We start from the raw sequence: 17,581 nt of genomic DNA on the forward strand, positions 1-17,581 counted from the left end.
GGGTATCTCCGGCGATGTTGGAGGCAATGTCTTCGAGAATGGTGAAAGTGGTCAGGACCTCGGCTTTTTCATGTTGGTTAGCATCGCTACAGGCGGTGGCGCCCGCGATGCCGAGGGTGACGGCGAACAGGGTTGCTATCAGTTTCTTGCTGTTTTTCATGCGCGAGTTAATAAACTTTCCGATCCTTGAGGGGTGCAATGTTCAACTCATTGAACAATATAGTGCAGCCTAAACCAGGCTGGTGAGTTCTTGAAACCCCCGTCACCCCCGTACACTGGTCGGCATGCACGTCACAGACCTTCCCGAGAGGTCCCAGGACTACCTGAAAAAGATCTTCGATCTGCAGGAGTGGTCCGGGGGTGGAGTTTCCCTCTCTGTCTTGGCCAGTCACATGGACCAACGCCCTTCCACGGCCTCCGAGGCGATCAAACGCCTCGCCGCCCAGGGGCTCGTCGACCATGCCCCTTATGGCGACATCGAGCTCAGCGAAGCGGGCCGCAAGATTGCCCTGGCCATGGTTCGCCGTCACCGCCTGATCGAGACTTTTTTGTGCAACCACCTGGGGTACGGCCTGGACGAAGTGCACGACGAGGCCGAGGTTTTGGAGCACGCGGTTTCCGACACCTTCGTCGATCGCATCGCCAGCCTGCTAAACAACCCCACCCGTGACCCGCACGGTGACCCTATTCCCGACGAGGGCGGCCACATTCCTGCGAGCTCGGCTTTTCTTCTTTCGGACGCCCACACGGGCGAGCGGCTCATCGTGGATCGCATCAGCGACAGGGATGCCGCCCTGGTGCGTTACCTCACCGAGCATGGCGTGCTCCCCGGGGTGCACATCACCGTCGGCGAGCGTGTGTTTGCTGACATGGCGGAGCTGCACATCACCGAGTCGGAAACACGGGTCCAACTTCCGGCTAGTAGCCTAAGCGCAGTGTTGGTAAGTGCAGCCGATAAGAATTCGCAGAGCGGTCACACTGAGAAGCCCAAGAAGGCCTAAGAAAAAGAAGCAGGAAGGAAATCCATGGCGTCGAACCACTATCGCCGCCCGCAACGGATCGAACCGAACGATTCCATGTGGGATGACGACGCAGCTGGAAGCCGCCCGAACCGGGGGCTGCTGGGCGGCTGTGGATTCTTCGTAGTGGTCATCGCGCTGCTGGGGATTATCGCCCTTGTCGGTTACCTAGTCGCAGGGTTTGTCACCAGCGACCGCAGCTCCGAGTCGGACCGTTTGCCGGTGCCGACGGATATTCCGCCGAAGGCCGCGAGTCCGGCGCCGGACTTCGACCCGAATGACAGCGACCGCGCGTACCAGCAGGCTCTGGACTGGGCTAAGCCGAAGTCCGAGGAGCTGAACATCCCTCTGCAGGCCCTCATGGCCTATGGCAAGGCCGAAGGCTTCGCCCGGAAGGAAGCTCCCGCCTGCAACTTGTCCTGGAATACGCTGGCCGGGCTCGGTTACGTAGAGACCCGCCACGGGACTTACGACGGCAGGCGCTTCGGGGCGTCCAAACTTAACGACGACGGCATCGCCGAGCCCGACATCATCGGCCCGCAGCTCAACGGCCGCGAGTTCGCCAAGGTGGAGGATACCGACGGCGGGCGCCTGGACGGCGACCGCGAATACGACCGGGCGCTGGGGCCGATGCAGTTCATCCCCGAATCCTGGAAGATCTACGGGGTGGACGCGGACGGCGACGGCAAAAAGAATCCGCAGAGTGTCTACGATGCCGCCGCCACCGCGACCAAGCTCCTGTGCAGCGAGGGCCGTGACCTCAGCACCGAAAACGGCTGGACGGGTGCGATCAGGGGCTACAACCTCTCCGACGAATATGTCATGCAGGTTCGCGACGCAGCGGCAAACTACGCGATTGGCCAGTCGCCGCAGTAGGCCATTCCCCCTTTAGGGAGGGGTGGTTTTAGCCAGGATTTGCCCGCGTGACGGCGAAAAATTTCTGGCGGTGCCACAATGGAAGTAGACCGCTGTGCTCGGTGCCGCCCGTGGGCTGCCCAGCGCTGCGGTGGAGACCTTTGTTAGCTGTTAACCCAAGAACAGATAATCAACAGTTTGGCACCTCAATGCCACATGCCAAGGAGGCAGACACATGGCCCTGATCCTCAACATTGACGCCCGTGAAATCATCGATTCCCGCGGTAACCCGACCGTCGAGGTGGACGTACTGCTGGACGACGGCTCCTTCGGCCGCGCAGCCGTTCCCTCTGGCGCTTCCACCGGTGTGCACGAGGCACACGAGCTGCGTGATGGCGGCGAGCGCTACCAGGGCAAGGGCGTGCTCAACGCAGTCAAGAACGTTATCGAGGACATCGACGAAGAGCTGATGGGTGTGGAGGCCGACGATCAGCGCCTGATCGACCAGCTGATGCGCGACCTGGACGGCACCGAGAACAAGTCCAAGCTGGGTGCCAACGCCATCCTGGGTGTTTCCATGGCTGTTGCCCGCGCGGCTGCAGAGTCCGCCGATCTGCCGCTGTTCCGCTACGTCGGTGGCCCGAACGCCCACGTACTGCCGGTGCCGATGATGAACATCCTCAACGGTGGTGCACACGCTGACTCCGGCGTGGACGTCCAGGAGTTCATGATTGCCCCGATCGGCGCAGAGACCTTCTCTGAGGCACTGCGCGTTGGTGCCGAGGTCTACCACACCCTGAAGAAGGTCATTAAGGACAAGGGCCTGTCCACTGGCCTGGGTGACGAGGGCGGCTTCGCCCCGTCCGTTGACTCCACAAAGGCGGCTCTGGACCTGATCGTCGAGGCTATCGAGAAGGCCGGCTTCAAGGTCGGCGAGGACGTTGCGCTGGCGCTGGACGTTGCCTCCTCCGAGTTCTTCAAGGACGGCAAGTACCACTTCGAGGGCGGCGAGCACACCGCTGAGGAGATGGCAAAGGTCTACGAGGAGCTGATCGAGGAGTACCCGATCGTCTCCATCGAGGACCCGCTGCAGGAGGACGACTGGGAAGGCTACACCGCCCTGACCGCCAAGATCGGCGACAAGGTTCAGCTGGTCGGCGACGACTTCTTCGTCACCAACCCGCAGCGCCTGGCCAAGGGTATCGAGGAGAAGGCAGCCAACGCGCTGCTGGTGAAGGTGAACCAGATCGGTACCCTCACCGAGACCTTCGACGCTGTCGAGCTGGCACACCGCAACGGCTACCGCAGCATGATGTCCCACCGTTCCGGTGAGACCGAGGACACCACCATTGCTGACCTGGCCGTCGCCCTGAACTGTGGCCAGATCAAGACCGGCGCTCCGGCTCGCTCCGAGCGCGTTGCCAAGTACAACCAGCTGCTGCGCATCGAGGAGATCCTGGGCGACGCAGCCGTCTACGCAGGCCGCTCCGCCTTCCCGCGCTTCACCAAGTAAGCGCTAGGCGCCCCTCAAGGGGCGCAAGGCAATCAGGCAGCCCAAGGTAGCCCACAGCCATCCAGCCGATGGCCGTGGGCTACTCGCATTTCAGCCTCGCTTCGCTAGACTCTGTAGACCATGAGCAAATCGACCAAGGGCGAACCGGACAAGGAGCCGGAGGATCAGCCGCGCGCAGACGTGGCGTCCGAAAAAGAGGGGCCAGAAAACAGCCGCCCCGAGTCCGCCCACCTGCCCCGAGCACGGTCGATCGAGAGGCGCGAAAGGCGCCGAGCCCGCGCGCAAACCGCGCCGAAACGCATGGCGCGTTCCTTTGTAGAAGTGCCCAAAAACATGAGCCCCACCACGTGGCTCGTGGCGCTGGTTTTGGTGATTTTCCTGGCAGTTTCCATAGCTAACCCGCTGCGTAACTACTTCGAGCAACGCGCCGAGCTGGCGCAGCTGAACCAGAAAATCGAGGCGCAGGAGAAAGAGAAAGCGGAGCTCACCAGCGAGCTCAACCGCTACCGTGACGAGGACTTCATCAAGGAACAGGCGCGCACGCGACTGGGGTTGATTGAGCCGGGGGAGTCGGCATTTCGCATCATCTCCCCGAAGATCCACGCAGACGAGCTAGGTACCGAAACGGACGAAGAGTCCCAGGGCGAGGGTGACGGCAACCGCGACTGGTACGCCCAGCTGTGGGATGCGATCTCCACGCCGGAGGAAGAGCTCAAGGAAGACGATCCGGCAACCGAAGACCACAAGCTGCCGACGGTGCCGGAGGAGAAGCCGGAGCAGGAACAGCCCGCAGCGCCCGCGCCCGAGGAGCAGCCCGCAGCGCCCGCGCCCGAGGAGCAGCCCGCAGCGCCAGAAGGGGCGCCAGCGCCCGCACCGGGTAACTAGAGAGACTGACTTAAACCAGCTAACTAGAGCACCAAACTAGAGCGAGACATTCCAACCAAGGAACCGAGGGAACCCATGACTAACCAACGCCAGCCCGGCCCGCCGACCGAGGACGACCTGGAGGTAATGCGCAGGCAGCTCGGCCGTCCACTACGCGGTGTAGTCGAGGTCAGCTACTACACGCCGGATGGGGTTCCCGCAGTGGTGAAGACCCAACCGAAGTTGCCGGATGGTACTCCGTTCCCCACGCTGTACTACCTGACGGACCCGCGCTTGACCGCCGAAGCCTCCCGGCTGGAGGTCGCAGGTGTGATGAAGACGATGCAAGCTCGGCTGCCCGAAGACGAAGATCTGGCTGCCGATTACCAGGCCGCGCACGAGCACTACCTGGCCGAGCGCAACAAGATGGAGGATCTGGGCACGGACTTCTCCGGCGGCGGCATGCCCGACCGGGTGAAGTGCCTGCACGTGCTGATTGCCTACGCGCTGGCGGAAGGGCCGCAGCGGGTGCGCCTGGGCACCGAGGCCGTTGCGCTGGCCATCGAGAACAACCCGAAGCTTGAGGGCACGGCATTGCCTGCGGACTGGCCGACGGCAGCCTCGCTGGGTACGTCGATGGAAACCGCGAGCGTCGCAGAGTAGCTACCGAGGTGTCGCAGGGTAGCGGTGGGTAGCCCCAGAGCTGCCGCAGAGTAGCCTAGGAACCATGAGCACCGCCCAGAACCAGCGCCAGAACCAGCCCCAGAGCCCCCGCTTCGCTGCCATCGACTGCGGAACGAACTCCATCCGCCTGCTGATCAGCGAGCGGACCCCGGACGGGCAGATCAACGAGCTCAACAGGGATAACATCATCGTGCGCCTGGGTCAGGGCGTGGATGCCACGGGTCGCTTCGCCGATGAGGCCCTGCAGCGCGTGGATGAGGCCTTGCAGATCTACGCTGACCGCATGGTCGAGTACGGTGTGGTCGACGTAATGATGGGGGCGACCTCCGCCACCCGCGATGCGGCGAACCGCGAGGAGTTCTTCGACATCACCCGGCGGCACCTGGGGCGCGTGCGCGAGGGGGCGGTGGCGCAGGTGATCTCCGGCGAGCAAGAGGCGGAGCTGAGCTTCCGCGGAGCCATCACGGACCTGCCGGATGCGCAGGACCGCACCGTGTGCGTCATCGACCTGGGTGGCGGTTCCACCGAGTTTGTCGTGCACGGCCCGGGGCGCGAGCCACAGGCTTTCTCGGCGGACATGGGCTGCGTGCGCCTGACGGAGCGATTCCTGCACGACCAGCCGCCGGCGGAGCAGCAGGTCGCCGAGGCCCGCGCTTTCGTAGGGGAGCTGATGGAGCAGGTGCGCTCCCACGTGGATCTGCGCGACGTGGATCAGATCGTGGGGGTGGCGGGCACGATGACTACCCTTGCCGCCATCACCCTTGATCTTTCTGAATACGACTCGCGGGCCATCCACATGTCCACCCTGCCGTTGGAGGACTTCCGCGCCACGGCGCGCAACCTTTTGGGATTGACGCCACCCCAGCGCTGCGAATACGGGCCTATGCACCCGGGCCGCGCGGATGTGATCGGTGGCGGTTCTATTGTGGTGGACGCCTTCACGAGCCAGTTCCTTGATTGGGGGCTTAGTGAGATCACGGTCAGCGAGAAAGATATATTGGACGGGATGCTGGCTGAGGTCATGGCACGCCCCCTATAGCCCAATTGGCAGAGGCAGCGGACTTAAAATCCGTTCAGTGTCGGTTCGAGTCCGACTGGGGGGACTCTTTGTTTTTCTTTTAGAACTTCTTCTCGAAAGTGAGCCAGCTCACGATCGCGCTGTTGTAGCGTTGCTTCCAAGAAAGTATTTCGCTGGCAAAATGACATGCCAGCGCTTCGATTCACTTTGAGGGAGCCATCGACATGATTCTGGATAACTACCGCGCTACTTGGGAAACCGAGGAAACTGACGCCCTACGCCTCCACGCCCGCGAGTTCATCGCCAGGGAGGTAACCCCCAACGAGCTGAAGTGGGAAGAAAACCACCAGGTAGAGCGTGAGTTCTGGAACAAGGCCGGCGACGCTGGCCTGCTGTGCGCCTCCATCCCCGAGGAGTACGGCGGAGGCGGCGGCACCTTCGCCCACGAGGCCGTGATCCAGCAGGAGCTCGCCCTGGCTGGCAACTCTGCTTGGCACAACGGTGTGCACTCCGTGATCGTCGCCCACTACATCTACCAACTCGGCACGGAGGAGCAGCGTAAGCGCTGGCTGCCGGGAATGGCCAGCGGTGAGCTGGTCGGTGCGATCGCCATGACCGAGCCTGGCACTGGTTCCGACTTGCAGGCCATCAAGACCCGCGCAGAGCTGGATGGCGATGAGTGGGTAATTAACGGCTCGAAGACTTTCATCACCAACGGCACGCACTGCGACGTCGTGGTGATCGTCGCCCGCACCAACGACCAGCCGGGCGGCAGGGGACTATCCCTGATCGTCGCGGAGACCAAGGATCTCGAGGGCTTCGAGCGTGGCCGAGTGCTGGACAAGATCGGCCAGCGTGGTCAGGATACCCGCGAGCTGTTCTTCACCGATATGCGCGTGCCCGCCGATAACCTGCTCGGCGGAAAGGAAGGCATGGGCTTCCTGCAGCTGATGCAGCAGCTGCCGCAAGAGCGCCTAATCCTTGCTATTGGCGGTTCATCCGCTTGCGAGGGGGCCGTGCGCGAAACCATCCGCTACGTCAACGAGCGCGAGGCTTTTGGGCGCCCGATCCTGGGATTCCAGAACACCCAGTTCGTTCTGGCCGAGTGCGCGAGCGAGACGCTGGCGGCGAAGACGTTGACCGACCACTGCACGGCGCTACACATCGAGGGCAAGCTGACGCCCGCCCAAGCTTCTGCCGCGAAGTACCTGGCCTCTGACCTGCAGAGCTCCGTGGCGGATCGCTGCCTGCAACTGTTCGGCGGCTACGGCTTTATGCGCGAGTACCCGATCTCCCGCATGTACACGGATGCTCGCGTGCAGCGCATCTACGGCGGCACGAACGAGATCATGAAGCTGCTGATCGCCCGCGAGTTTAAGCAGGATTAGCGACTGGGCCAGGGGTCAGAGGAAAGTTGGCGGCTCGGCCAGCTCGAAGTCCGTGCCGCCATTCCAGGTCAGGTAGACCTGCGTGCGTTGGGAGGGGGAGGACATGGGGTCTGAATCGCCGTACCCAAGGTAGTCGAAGAACAGCTTTCCATCCTCGATTTTCACCTCGTCGGCTGTCTGGCCGCGCAGACCCATTGTCGGCAGGTCTTCGTCGAGGTCATCCACCTGGGTGTACCCCATCGGGGTGAGGTTCTTGTCGTACACCACGAAGTGGTTAACGTAGCTGTTTCCTCCCTGGTTGCTGTACATTTGCACGACGATTTCGTCCTCCCCGTCACCGTTAAGGTCGCCTTGAGCGTAGATCGGGGAGATTTTGTCACGATCGCCGCTTGGATCGTTGCTGCCGAGTTTGATACTGAAGCCATAGCCGGGTTCGCCGTATACGCCATCGTTCAAAGTGACTGCCGGAAAACTCGTTTCATCGGAGCGTTCGGCATCTTCCAGCACGCTGAAGTCGGGCACCGTCATGGAGGCCATCCGTGGGACCAGGTCGGCGGCGTCGAACTGCTCCCCGGACTCGCTGGATCCGTCGGAGTCGCCCCCGTCGTCGGAGTCATCCGCAGCTGGCTCCGCATCAGATCCTGCAGCAGCCTCTGCGTCGGGCTTTGCCCCTGGGGCTGCGGAGGGCTTGCCCGGATCAACTACGTTGTCGGAGGGCTCGGTGAGCTTCTTGTACCCGAACAGACCACCTGCCAGCAGCAGGACGCAGACGATGAAGGTGACGATCGCCGGCAGAAGTGCCGAGCTTTTCTTCGGAGGCTGAACCTGCGCCATGGCCTGTGCTGCCGCAGGTGGGGGAGCCATGCCCGGGCCGAATACGGGTGCGGAGCCTGCGCTGGGGCCGGCACCTGGGGCTGGAATGGGATTGAAAGCCGGCTGTTGGGGTGGCGATACCGGCTCGAAAGGCTCGGTGGAGGGGTGCGTGGTGGAGCCAGTCTTCGCTTCGGTGTCGGCGGCCGGGGTCTCGTCCGAGCGCACCACGTTCTTCCATTCATTCCGCGAACTCCACTCGTTCCGCGAGTCACGCGAGCTGCGAGTGTCATTCGGTGCCCCTGAGCTCCGCGAGTTCCACTGGTTTCGGCGGCTTCGCTGGTCTCGCTGGTTCCGGCTGCCGTTTTCCGGTGTTTCCACGCCTGGGCTCCTACACGTTGAACCGCCTATGGGCGCTGATTGCACGAGCGCTGCATAAGCATTGCATTAAAGAAGAACGTACAAAAGCTTAGTGTGTTTCTGTACGTTCTTCGGAGTTTGCGTTCTTAGGAGTTGGCTCTACAGCCCGGAGTTCACCACCAAATCGTCGGAGGGCTGGCCGCCCTTCGACTTTGGGTAGGCCTTGGCAAGAGCAGCGGGGAAGCGTTCGGCGCGTTGGCTGTTGCCCTCGGGGCCGTAGTGGGCGAAATCGCCCTCAGCAAACCACTCAGGCTTCGCCTCGGCGGCCCAGTCGTAGACCCGCAGGTTGGGGTAATCCTTTTGCGCGTCGCGCAGCGCCTGGTTGAACTCCTCCATGTTGGAGTTTGCGTAGTAGCCCTCGTTGGTGTTGGTGGTGACCGTCGGCCACATGACCTTCTGGTCGCCCAGAATGTCCATCATGATCTTGATGCGCTCCGGGGCAGCCAGGTTGGCGCCCGCCGCGTAGTTCGCCGCATCGTTCACACCGGTAGCGATAACCCAGCAAGTATCCGGGCCAGCGGCGGTGGGCAGCAGCTCCTGTACGGAGTCGATGGCCGGCGGGTAGCTTTGCGAGCCGTCCTCGGACTGCCAGCCCTCGGTGGTGTTGCGCGCGCCGAATACACTGTCGATGACTTCCTCGGCGCCGTACTTCAGATAAGTCTCGAAGGCCGTGTTCTCGGGATCGGTCACCATGTCGTTGGCGAACATGCCGATGGACGTGGAATCGCCGACGTGTACCACGCGCTTGCAGCTCATCAGTTTGGAATCCGGCTCCTGGTCGACATCATCGGCAGGTCCTTCAGCAGCGGGGTTCTGCGGTCCCGCAGCCTTCCCAGCGCTACCCGGGCGCTGCGACGGATCCAGCTCCATCGCAGGCTCGCCGCCCTTGCCCGCGCCAGCTTCCTGCTGGGATGCCGTGGGGTTGATGCCAATGGGCGTCGCACCAATAGCGACCACCGCGGCCAGCACCACAGCGGCACCGGAAGTGAAGTAGGTGGGGAAAGGCTGGTGGAAAATGCCCACAGGCGTGCCAGAGCCGTCGCGGTTGTCGCCGACCTCACGGTCTGCCTTGCGGCTGCGCAGCCATGCCTTGATCGGCGGGATCACGCCGTGCTTACGGATCGGATCCTCGATCAGCGTCCAGCTGATGGCGGCCAGCGCCACGCTCACGCCGATGGTGATAACGCTGGCCAGCAGCTTGTTGTTCTCCAACCACGACTGCGGCATGAAGGCAATTACCGGCATGTGCCACAGGTAAATGCCATAGGAACGCTCGCCGAGCCAGCGGATGGGGCCGAAGCCCAACACCCGGCTCCACAGGCTCTGCGGGTGCAGGACGGAGAAGATCGCCAGCACAGAGGCCACGGAAAGCAAGATCAGCCCACCGTGGTACAGGAACATTGACTCCTGCTCCACCAGCATGACGAGCGCTACGATGCCCGCCAAGCCGATTAGGCCAAACAGGTTCGCGGTAATTTTCGCAGGCTCGACGGACTTACCCGCTTGGCGACGGGAGGAAAGCCAGATCGCCAGGCACGCACCCAACAACAGGGCGCCGGCGCGGGTATCGGTGCCTTCATATGCGCGGGTGTTGTCCATCCCCGGGGTTGCCAGCCCCCACATCCAGGCAAAAGAGGCGCCCGTGAGCAGCAAGGAGCCAATAAGTGCGCCAATCCGCGAGCGGGTAACAACCAGCAGTACAAGCAGAACCAGGGGCCAGAGCAGGTAGAACTGCTCTTCGACGGACAGTGACCACATGTGGCTCAGCGGGCTCGGGCCGCCGAAGTTATCCCAGTAGGATTTCTCCTGGAAGATGGTGTGCCAGTTGTTCACATAGAACAGGGCGGACAGCGCCTCCCAGAAACGATCGCTGAGCTCGTCACGAGTGAGCGCCGCCGTCAGGATCAGGGTGGCGACCAACGTGACTATCACCGCCGGCATCAGGCGCCGGAACCTACGCAACCAGAAGGTGCGGAGCGTCAGATTTCCCTTCTTATCCCACGAACGCATGAGGTTGGCGGTGATGAGGTAACCCGACAGCGTGAAGAACACTCCCACGCCCATGAGGCCCCCGACGAAGCCGGGAACGTGCAGATGGTAGAGCACAACCACGGCAACTGCGATCGTCCGCAGCCCATCGAGTCCGGATACGTATCGCTGATTCTTGTTTATTGGGCGAGGCATGTGAAGCGAGTGAACCTTTTCCAAGTGTGAGGTGCTTATGAGGTTTTATGCGCGCTGCCGGCGCGTCAGTTCAGACTATGCAGTCTAGCCCTTTGGGGAACCTTTGGGAAACGATTTTTTAGGACGCCACCACGGGGGCAGGGGTGGAGGTCTGGTTCGAGCGCAGGGGAGGTGCGCTGCACACCTATCATGGGAGATATGCGCACTCTTTACACAGCCCAGGAGATCCGCACGGCCGAGGCTGCCTTGTTCCCCCGCGAGCAACGGGAGGATGAGCTGATGCAGTCCGCCGCGCACGCAGTGGCGGTCGTGGCGGAAAAGATGCTGGCCCAAGCAGAGGAGCCAGCGGGCGCTGCAGAGGGGTCCGTGTTGCTGCTGGTCGGCCCGGGCGGCAACGGCGGCGATGCGTTGTACGCCGGCGCAGTTCTTGCGATGCAGGGAAGGAAGGTTGAGGCCTACCCGCTCGAAGGCGCCGATCGCGTGCACGAGCGCGCCGCGCGGGCGTTTACGGCGGCGGGCGGAAGCTTCGTCGGGCTGGAACCAGCAGACAGCCATCGCGTGATCGTCGACGGGATGTTCGGCCTCGGCGGGCATGGCGAGATCCCGGTGGAGGTCGATGAGTTCCTGCGAGAAGCCCAGGGGGTGCGCGCTGGAAGGAAGCGCCGGCCGCTTGTGTTGGCCATCGACATCCCCAGCGGTGTGGTCGCCGATAGCGGGAAGGCACCGGGCAGGCACGTTAGTGCCGATGTGACCGTCACTTTCGGTGGGCTGCGCCGGGCGCACGGCCTCAGCGCCGAGTGCGGAACGGTGCTGTGCGAGGACATCGGCTTGGACGATGGCTCTATGCTTTCCGCCGAGCTGGCCAGGCTCGGAAACGCGGAGAGTGCCGAGAGCGCCCAAAGCACCGTCTCTTTGTGGCACACGCCGGTCGAACACCTCGCGCTGGAAGATATGGCTGCGCAGCTACTCGGTAGCCCGGAACCCTTGCCTGGGGAACTGCCCGCCGAACCGGGCGCAGTGGACGACAAATACTCCGGCGGGGTAGTGGGCATCTGCGCGGGTAGCAAGGACTATCTGGGAGCAGGTGTGCTGGCCACGCTCGCGGCGGTGAACACCACCAGCTCGATGGTGCGCTACATCGGCGAACACCCCGAATACGTTCTGGCGACCACCCCGGAAGTCGTCGTGCACCCCGTCGTCCGCGGGGCCGGGCAGGTGCAGGCGCGCATGGTCGGCTCCGGTCGCGGCACGGATCGCGATGCCCGCGACGAACTGCTCGCCGTTCTAGACATGGTGCAGCCCTTGGTTCTAGACGCCGACGCGATCACCGTCTTGGCGAAGAACCCAGACGTTCTAGAGATCCTGCGTGCGCGCAACGCTCCCACACTGCTCACCCCGCACGATGGGGAGTTCGACCGGCTGGCCAAGGCGGCCGGGCTGCCGGCGGAATCGCCGGACCGGATCACCTCCACAGAACGACTGGCCCGCGAGCTGAATTGCACGGTTTTGCTGAAGGGGCGCTTCACCATCATCGCCAACCCACAGCGCACCGTGGTTGTCGATACCGCATCGTCTTGGGCCGCCACTCCCGGATCCGGCGACGTGTTAGCGGGAATTCTGGGTGCGCTGGTAGCACGCGATGCCGGCAAGCGGGCTCGGGACACCGGATACACAGAAGCCGGGCAGTACGAGTTGGAGGCGCACGAGGCAGACTACGTGGTCGATTCGGCTGCGGTTGGTGTGGCTATCCACGCTGCGGCGTCATATATATCCTCCCTTACCCCATATGGCCCGGCGCCGACCTCGGCGCTGAAGATCGCGCAGCACATCCCGCATGCAACGGCGTGGCTGGGCACAGTGGTGCAGGGTTAGGCGCCCGATCACGAACAACGCGAGAACACGCAAGGGCACAGAGCAAGAGAACAACAGAGCAAAGGAAGGAAAGCAACAATGGATCGCAGAATCGCACTGATCACCGGCGGCACGCGAGGCATCGGCCTGGCGATTGCCCGCGAATTGCAGGACGACTACCACCTGATCATCGGCGGCAGCTCGGAGAAGGCCCACGACGTTGCCTCCCAGTTCCCGAGCGCGCAAGGCTTCGTGGCGAACCTCGCCGATACGGAAGGCATCGGTACAGCCGTGGCGGAACTGGGGCTGGACAGCCTGGACGTGCTGGTGCACTCCGCGGGTGTGGTGGCCCACGACCCGGTCACCGAAACCACTCCTAAGCAGTGGAAACACGCTTTCGACATCAACCTGTTTGCCGTTGCGGAGATCACTCGGCAGCTCCTCGGCGCGCTGCAGGCGGCGCACGGAACTGTGGTGACGATCAACTCCGGCGCAGGCTACCGCTCCAGCGTGGGCTTTGGCCCGTACGCCACCACGAAGTTCGCCCTGCGCGCCTACACCGATGCGCTACGGGAGGAGCAGCGCGACAAGATCCGAGTGAGCTCCATCCACCCGGGCAAGGTCGATTCCGACATGCAACGTCAGATCCAGACACACCGCGGCGTGGCCGAAGCGGACTATGACGAAACCCAGTACCTGCGCCCGGAATCGGTGGCGAAGGCTGTGCGTCTGGCCATTGACGCGACGGACGATGCCATGGTCGAGTCGCTGACGATCCGCCCGGCTAACGGGCGCTAAGTATTACATGGCACACTCAGCTCCAGACCTAAACCGCGACCCAAGCCGTGTCCTGGACTGTGCCATTGTCGGCGGCGGCCAATCCGCCCTGGCCACGGCCTTCTACCTGCGCCGGGAGGACAGGCGGGGGCGCAAGGCCCCTGACTTTGCCGTGTTCGACGATCAACCGGAACCGGGCGGAGCCTGGCGGCACATGTGGCCGTCGATGACATTATTCTCCGACACCAATTTCTCCAATCTTCCGGGCATGCCAATGCCCAGCTACAACGGGCCTAAAGGCTATCCGCCGCCCGGCCATGTGGTCGACTACCTGCGCGAATACGAACGCCGCTACGATCTGCCCGTCGTCCGTCCCGTGCATGTCGAACGGGTGGAGTACGACGAGCCGGCCGGGCTGTTTCAACTGCATGCTCGCCCGGATGGTGGCGCCCATACCTCCCACACCCTGCGCTCCCACACCTGGCGTGCCCGCACCGTCGTCGCCGCCACGGGCACCTGGTCCGCGCCTTTCGTTCCCCACTATCCCGGCGAGTTTGCTGGCCAGCAGTGGCACACCGCCACTTATCCGGGGCCGGAGCCATTCGCCGGTTCTTCCGTGGCCGTCGTCGGAGCGGCTAACTCGGGCGCGCAGATCGCCGCCGACCTGGCCGATGTCGCCGACGTCACCTGGTTCGTCCGCCACCCGCCCCGCTGGATGCCGGATGACGTCGATGGCGCGGAGCTCTTCCGCCGCAACCGCGAGCGCTACCTCGCCATTTCCGCAGGTAAGGAAGACCCCGGCGCCGATTCCAGCCTCGGGGACATCGTCATGCTTCCCGCGGTCCGCCGCGCTCGGGACTCCGGACGCCTGCGCCCCACCCCGATGTTCTCCTCCCTCGACGAAGTTACCGCCGACCACCTGATCTGGTGCACCGGATTCCGCCCCGCCCTCGGCCCTTTTCGCGGATTGCTCTCTTTTCGTGGTGACGCCCCCTCGCCCCAACACCCCGGCCTCTTCCTCGTGGGCTATGGCGATTGGGTGGGGCCCGGTTCCGCTACCATCACTGGCGTTGGAGTGCATGCAAAAAGGGTGGCCGCCGAGGTAGTGGCGGCCACCCGAGGGTGACGGTCGCGCGAGCATCGCGCGGCGGAAGTCCCTGCTACGGCAGCATGCGGAAGGTCTTGCCGGCCTTCAGCAGTGTGAGCATGACCTTGGAGAAGCTCTTCCGGCTGAGGGACTCCGGCCCGCGGAAGTACATGAAGCGCTGCGAAGTGACGTTCTGCGTTGCCGTGTACTTCTGCAACCCTTCCGCGCCGTGGCGGTGGGAGACACCGGATTCCTTCATGCCACCCATGGGGTTGTCGATTGCCGCCCAGCTGGAGGTGTAGCCATCGTTCAGAGCCACCGAACCGGACTCGATCTTCGGGCCGATCTTCCAGGCAGTGTCGTCGGCGGCAAACACAGAGGCGTTCAGACCGTAGTCCGTGTCATTGGCCAGCTCGATCGCGTCGTACAGATCCTCCACCGGCTCTATGAACACCACCGGGCCGAAGACTTCCTCGGTGCGCAGCAGCGCATCCTCTGGAACGTCCACCATGACCGTCGGCTCGTAGAAGTAAGGGCCCAGATCCGGGCGCTTCTTACCACCGCACAGGATGTTCGCGCCCTTCTCGCGGGCGTCCTCCACGTACTTTTCCACGGTCTCCAGCTGGCTAGCGGAAGCCAGCGATCCCATCTGCGTCTCCCACTCGAAGCCGCTGCCCAGGCTCATGGACTGCACGCGCGAGGAAAACGCGCCCACGAAATCCTCGTAGGACGCACGCTCGACATAGATGCGCTCGATGGAAACACACAGCTGGCCGGAGTTAGAGAAGCACGCATCGATAGCGCCGCGGGCGGCGTAGTTGACGTCCGCGTCGTTGGCGATAATCAACGGGTTCTTGCCACCCAGCTCGGCGGAATAGCCGATCAAGCGACGGCCAACCTGCTCGCCCAAAACCTTGCCCGTTGCGGTGGAACCAGTGAACATCAAGAAGTCGCATTGATCCGCAATGGCACTTCCAACCACGCGGCCGGATCCGGTAACTAACTGCACCAGGTCGCGCGGCAGTCCGGCGTCAAAAAGAAACTTAAAGACCAAAAGCGAGGTGAAAGGCGTAGCAGAGTCGGGCTTAGCGACCACAGCGTTTCCGGCGAGGAGCGCGGGTATCGCGTCGCCAATGCCGAGGGACAGCGGGTAATTCCACGGGCTGATCTGGCCGACCGCGCCCAGCGGGTGACGGTACTCGACGGACTTCGCCATGATCGACATCGCCGAGGCGCGCCTGCGTGGCTTCATGAACTTCTCCACGTTGTTGGAGTAGTAACGCGAATTGTTGGCGACGTCCATGACCTCGTCAAAGGCGCTGGCGCGGTTCTTGCCGGTCTCCAGCTGCACCATGTCGCAGAGCAGTTCGGCGTTCTTCAGCACCAGGTCGTGGAAGCGGCGGAAGATGCGTTTGCGCTCGGCGAAGGGGACATGCACCCAGGACTGCTGGGCACGGCGGGCGAAGCGGAAGGCTTCGGTGACATCGTCGGCGTCACCGCTGGCGACCCAGCCGATCGTCTCGCCGAGGAAGGGAGCCTCGATCTCCAGGCGCTTGCCGTCGTAATCGTCGTTGAGGTTGTGCAGGCGGGCGTTGGTGGTGAGTTCGCGCAGCTCTACTTCCAGGTCGGCGGGCAGAGCGGCTACGGATAGGCGCTTGTAGTTGGTTCGTTTCATGTTTGGGAGACTACCTAAAAGGCTCGGAGAGTGTGTTCGATCTGGAACATTTCTAAGCAAATGAGTAGGTCGCGGGAGGGGCGCGGGAGTGCGAATTTTTGCTTGTGGGAACCTTTAAGCAGGCTTAGTCGTTGGTAGGATGTACGCGAAAGCGCCGGTGGCTAATCTCTAGGTTCCGGCACCGAAAATGACCAGCACAACTTTGGAGTACTAAAGAATGAAGAGCTCGAACCCGTTTATGGGGTCGCTGGCCAAGAACCAGGGCCAGCACCCGTTCGCACAGCAGGGCAACCAGGGTGGCTACGGCCAGCAGGGCGGTTATGGTCAGCAGGGGATGAACCCCTATGCGACCTCCGCTCACGGCGGTGTACAGACCGCCGCCATGGGTTACGGCATGCAGGACGCAGCCAACTACGGCCAGGCCGGCAGCGCCGACCGCCCGATGACCGTCGATGACGTGGTTACCAAGACCGGCATCACGCTGGCTGTGATCATCGCGCTGGCAGTGGTGAACTTCATCATTGGCCTGAGCAACCCCGGCATTGCGATGGGGCTGACCTTCGTCGGCATGATCGGTGGTCTGATCGCCGTTCTGGTTTCTGCATTTGGCAAGAAGTACGACTCCGCGCCGGTCACGCTGACCTACGCAGCCTTCGAGGGTCTGTTCGTTGGTGGCTTTACGTTCCTGGTGTCTGGCGCTGCGGTTGGTGATACTGACGCCGGCATGCTCATCGCCCAGGCGGTTCTGGGAACCATTGGCGTGTTCATTGGCATGCTGTTTGTGTACAAGACCGGTGCTATCCGCGTGACCCCGAAGTTCACTCGCTTCCTGGTGGGCGCCATGATCGGCATCCTGGTTCTGGCACTGGGCAACCTGGTGTTTGCACTGGTTACGGGCTCCGCGGGCATCCTGCGTGACGGTGGTCCGATCGCTATCATCTTCTCCCTGTTCTGCATCGGCATTGCGGCGATGAGCTTCCTGCTGGACTTCGACCAGGCTGACCGTCTGGTCCGCGCTGGCGCTCCGTCCAAGATGGCTTGGGGTGTGGCACTGGGGCTGGCCGTCACCCTGGTCTGGCTGTACACCGAGATCTTGCGCCTGCTGTCCTACTTCAGGGACTAGCGCTTCAGGAGCTAGCGCTGAGGCTAGGGCTATAGGGCCAGTGCTCGAGGTGCCAGGGCTATAGGGCCAGTGCTCGAGGTGCCAGGGCCTTGGAGCCCGGGCTTCTGAGCCTTAGGCGCCTGGGTTTTAGACCTTGAGGCGCTGTTAATTGAGGGGCTTCCGGTTTTTCGGGAGCTCCTTTCTGCTGCCCATAGGGGGTGTCTATTCGGAAAGCTTCAAAGGTTTCATCCACCCTCTCTTTCTGCTGCCGCAGAGGGGCTGTCTCATGGGGGCGGGGGGAGTTGGCTGTTCGTGTGCGGGGGGGGGGGAGCGG

Annotated in this window: 14 protein-coding genes and 1 tRNA gene; 12 read left to right on the forward strand and 3 right to left on the reverse strand. The window is 63.0% G+C overall.

Annotation, left to right across the window (positions count from 1 at the left end):
- Positions 1-284 precede the first annotated feature (284 nt).
- From Q0331_RS06895 to Q0331_RS06930, 8 genes are all read left to right on the forward strand, one after another.
- Positions 285-1,001, forward strand: a complete 717-nt coding sequence (locus tag Q0331_RS06895; protein ID WP_298075681.1) for a metal-dependent transcriptional regulator — start codon at positions 285-287, stop codon at positions 999-1,001.
- A gap of 24 nt (positions 1,002-1,025) precedes the next feature.
- Positions 1,026-1,895, forward strand: a complete 870-nt coding sequence (locus tag Q0331_RS06900; RefSeq protein ID WP_298075682.1) for a lytic transglycosylase domain-containing protein — start codon at positions 1,026-1,028, stop codon at positions 1,893-1,895.
- Positions 1,896-2,109: 214 nt separating this feature from the next.
- Positions 2,110-3,387 carry a phosphopyruvate hydratase gene (eno, locus tag Q0331_RS06905; protein ID WP_298075683.1) on the forward strand — a complete coding sequence of 426 codons (1,278 nt, stop codon included), beginning with the start codon at positions 2,110-2,112 and terminating at the stop codon, positions 3,385-3,387.
- 120 nt (positions 3,388-3,507) lie between these two features.
- Positions 3,508-4,272 carry a septum formation initiator family protein gene (locus tag Q0331_RS06910; RefSeq protein WP_298075684.1) on the forward strand — a complete coding sequence of 255 codons (765 nt, stop codon included), beginning with the start codon at positions 3,508-3,510 and terminating at the stop codon, positions 4,270-4,272.
- Positions 4,273-4,347: 75 nt separating this feature from the next.
- Positions 4,348-4,914: a DUF501 domain-containing protein gene (locus Q0331_RS06915; RefSeq protein ID WP_298075685.1), complete on the forward strand. Its 567-nt coding sequence runs from the start codon at positions 4,348-4,350 to the stop codon at positions 4,912-4,914.
- 64 nt (positions 4,915-4,978) lie between these two features.
- Positions 4,979-5,974: a Ppx/GppA phosphatase family protein gene (locus Q0331_RS06920; protein ID WP_298075686.1), complete on the forward strand. Its 996-nt coding sequence runs from the start codon at positions 4,979-4,981 to the stop codon at positions 5,972-5,974.
- Positions 5,965-6,038 (forward strand) — tRNA-Leu (locus Q0331_RS06925). Before Q0331_RS06920 ends, Q0331_RS06925 begins: the two co-directional genes overlap by 10 nt.
- A 139-nt stretch (positions 6,039-6,177) precedes the next feature.
- Positions 6,178-7,341 (forward strand): acyl-CoA dehydrogenase family protein, encoded by a 1,164-nt coding sequence (locus Q0331_RS06930; RefSeq protein ID WP_298075687.1) that lies wholly within the window; start codon positions 6,178-6,180, stop codon positions 7,339-7,341.
- 15 nt (positions 7,342-7,356) lie between these two features.
- Here Q0331_RS06930 and Q0331_RS06935 read toward each other — a convergent pair whose 3' ends face one another.
- Both Q0331_RS06935 and Q0331_RS06940 read right to left on the reverse strand, forming a co-directional pair.
- A complete protein-coding gene (locus tag Q0331_RS06935; protein WP_298075688.1) occupies positions 7,357-8,382 on the reverse strand; it encodes a hypothetical protein in 1,026 nt (341 codons plus the stop codon).
- Between the two features lie 288 nt (positions 8,383-8,670).
- Positions 8,671-10,755, reverse strand: coding sequence for an acyltransferase family protein (locus Q0331_RS06940; RefSeq protein WP_298075689.1), 2,085 nt, complete (start codon positions 10,753-10,755; stop codon positions 8,671-8,673).
- A gap of 198 nt (positions 10,756-10,953) precedes the next feature.
- Between Q0331_RS06940 and Q0331_RS06945 the strand changes: the two genes are divergently transcribed.
- The 3 genes from Q0331_RS06945 to Q0331_RS06955 all read left to right on the forward strand — a co-directional run bounded on the left by Q0331_RS06945 (position 10,954) and on the right by Q0331_RS06955 (position 14,509).
- Positions 10,954-12,627: a bifunctional ADP-dependent NAD(P)H-hydrate dehydratase/NAD(P)H-hydrate epimerase gene (locus Q0331_RS06945; protein ID WP_298075690.1), complete on the forward strand. Its 1,674-nt coding sequence runs from the start codon at positions 10,954-10,956 to the stop codon at positions 12,625-12,627.
- A 78-nt stretch (positions 12,628-12,705) separates the two neighbouring features.
- A complete protein-coding gene (locus tag Q0331_RS06950; RefSeq protein WP_298075691.1) occupies positions 12,706-13,404 on the forward strand; it encodes an SDR family oxidoreductase in 699 nt (232 codons plus the stop codon).
- A gap of 7 nt (positions 13,405-13,411) precedes the next feature.
- The gene (locus tag Q0331_RS06955) at positions 13,412-14,509 is read left to right on the forward strand and encodes an NAD(P)-binding domain-containing protein (RefSeq protein WP_298075692.1); all 1,098 of its coding nucleotides are present in this window, start codon (positions 13,412-13,414) and stop codon (positions 14,507-14,509) included.
- A gap of 34 nt (positions 14,510-14,543) precedes the next feature.
- Here Q0331_RS06955 and Q0331_RS06960 read toward each other — a convergent pair whose 3' ends face one another.
- Positions 14,544-16,145 carry a succinic semialdehyde dehydrogenase gene (locus Q0331_RS06960; RefSeq protein ID WP_298075693.1) on the reverse strand — a complete coding sequence of 534 codons (1,602 nt, stop codon included), beginning with the start codon at positions 16,143-16,145 and terminating at the stop codon, positions 14,544-14,546.
- Between the two features lie 217 nt (positions 16,146-16,362).
- Between Q0331_RS06960 and Q0331_RS06965 the strand changes: the two genes are divergently transcribed.
- Positions 16,363-17,268, forward strand: coding sequence for a Bax inhibitor-1/YccA family protein (locus tag Q0331_RS06965; protein ID WP_298075694.1), 906 nt, complete (start codon positions 16,363-16,365; stop codon positions 17,266-17,268).
- The last annotated feature ends 313 nt before the right edge of the window (positions 17,269-17,581 follow it).

Source organism: uncultured Corynebacterium sp. (assembly GCF_937999985.1).
In the GTDB taxonomy this organism is placed as follows: domain Bacteria; phylum Actinomycetota; class Actinomycetes; order Mycobacteriales; family Mycobacteriaceae; genus Corynebacterium.

Bases quoted from the DNA above. Each gene is read 5' to 3' on its own strand.
- Q0331_RS06895 (WP_298075681.1), top strand. From the start codon at position 285: ATGCACGTCACAGACCTTCCCGAGAGGTCCCAGGACTACCTGAAAAAG.
- Q0331_RS06900 (WP_298075682.1), top strand. From the start codon at position 1,026: ATGGCGTCGAACCACTATCGCCGCCCGCAACGGATCGAACCGAACGAT.
- eno (WP_298075683.1), top strand. From the start codon at position 2,110: ATGGCCCTGATCCTCAACATTGACGCCCGTGAAATCATCGATTCCCGC.
- Q0331_RS06910 (WP_298075684.1), top strand. From the start codon at position 3,508: ATGAGCAAATCGACCAAGGGCGAACCGGACAAGGAGCCGGAGGATCAG.
- Q0331_RS06915 (WP_298075685.1), top strand. From the start codon at position 4,348: ATGACTAACCAACGCCAGCCCGGCCCGCCGACCGAGGACGACCTGGAG.
- Q0331_RS06920 (WP_298075686.1), top strand. From the start codon at position 4,979: ATGAGCACCGCCCAGAACCAGCGCCAGAACCAGCCCCAGAGCCCCCGC.
- Q0331_RS06930 (WP_298075687.1), top strand. From the start codon at position 6,178: ATGATTCTGGATAACTACCGCGCTACTTGGGAAACCGAGGAAACTGAC.
- Q0331_RS06940 (WP_298075689.1), bottom strand. From the start codon at position 10,755: ATGCCTCGCCCAATAAACAAGAATCAGCGATACGTATCCGGACTCGAT.
- Q0331_RS06945 (WP_298075690.1), top strand. From the start codon at position 10,954: ATGCGCACTCTTTACACAGCCCAGGAGATCCGCACGGCCGAGGCTGCC.
- Q0331_RS06950 (WP_298075691.1), top strand. From the start codon at position 12,706: ATGGATCGCAGAATCGCACTGATCACCGGCGGCACGCGAGGCATCGGC.
- Q0331_RS06955 (WP_298075692.1), top strand. From the start codon at position 13,412: ATGGCACACTCAGCTCCAGACCTAAACCGCGACCCAAGCCGTGTCCTG.
- Q0331_RS06960 (WP_298075693.1), bottom strand. From the start codon at position 16,145: ATGAAACGAACCAACTACAAGCGCCTATCCGTAGCCGCTCTGCCCGCC.
- Q0331_RS06965 (WP_298075694.1), top strand. From the start codon at position 16,363: ATGAAGAGCTCGAACCCGTTTATGGGGTCGCTGGCCAAGAACCAGGGC.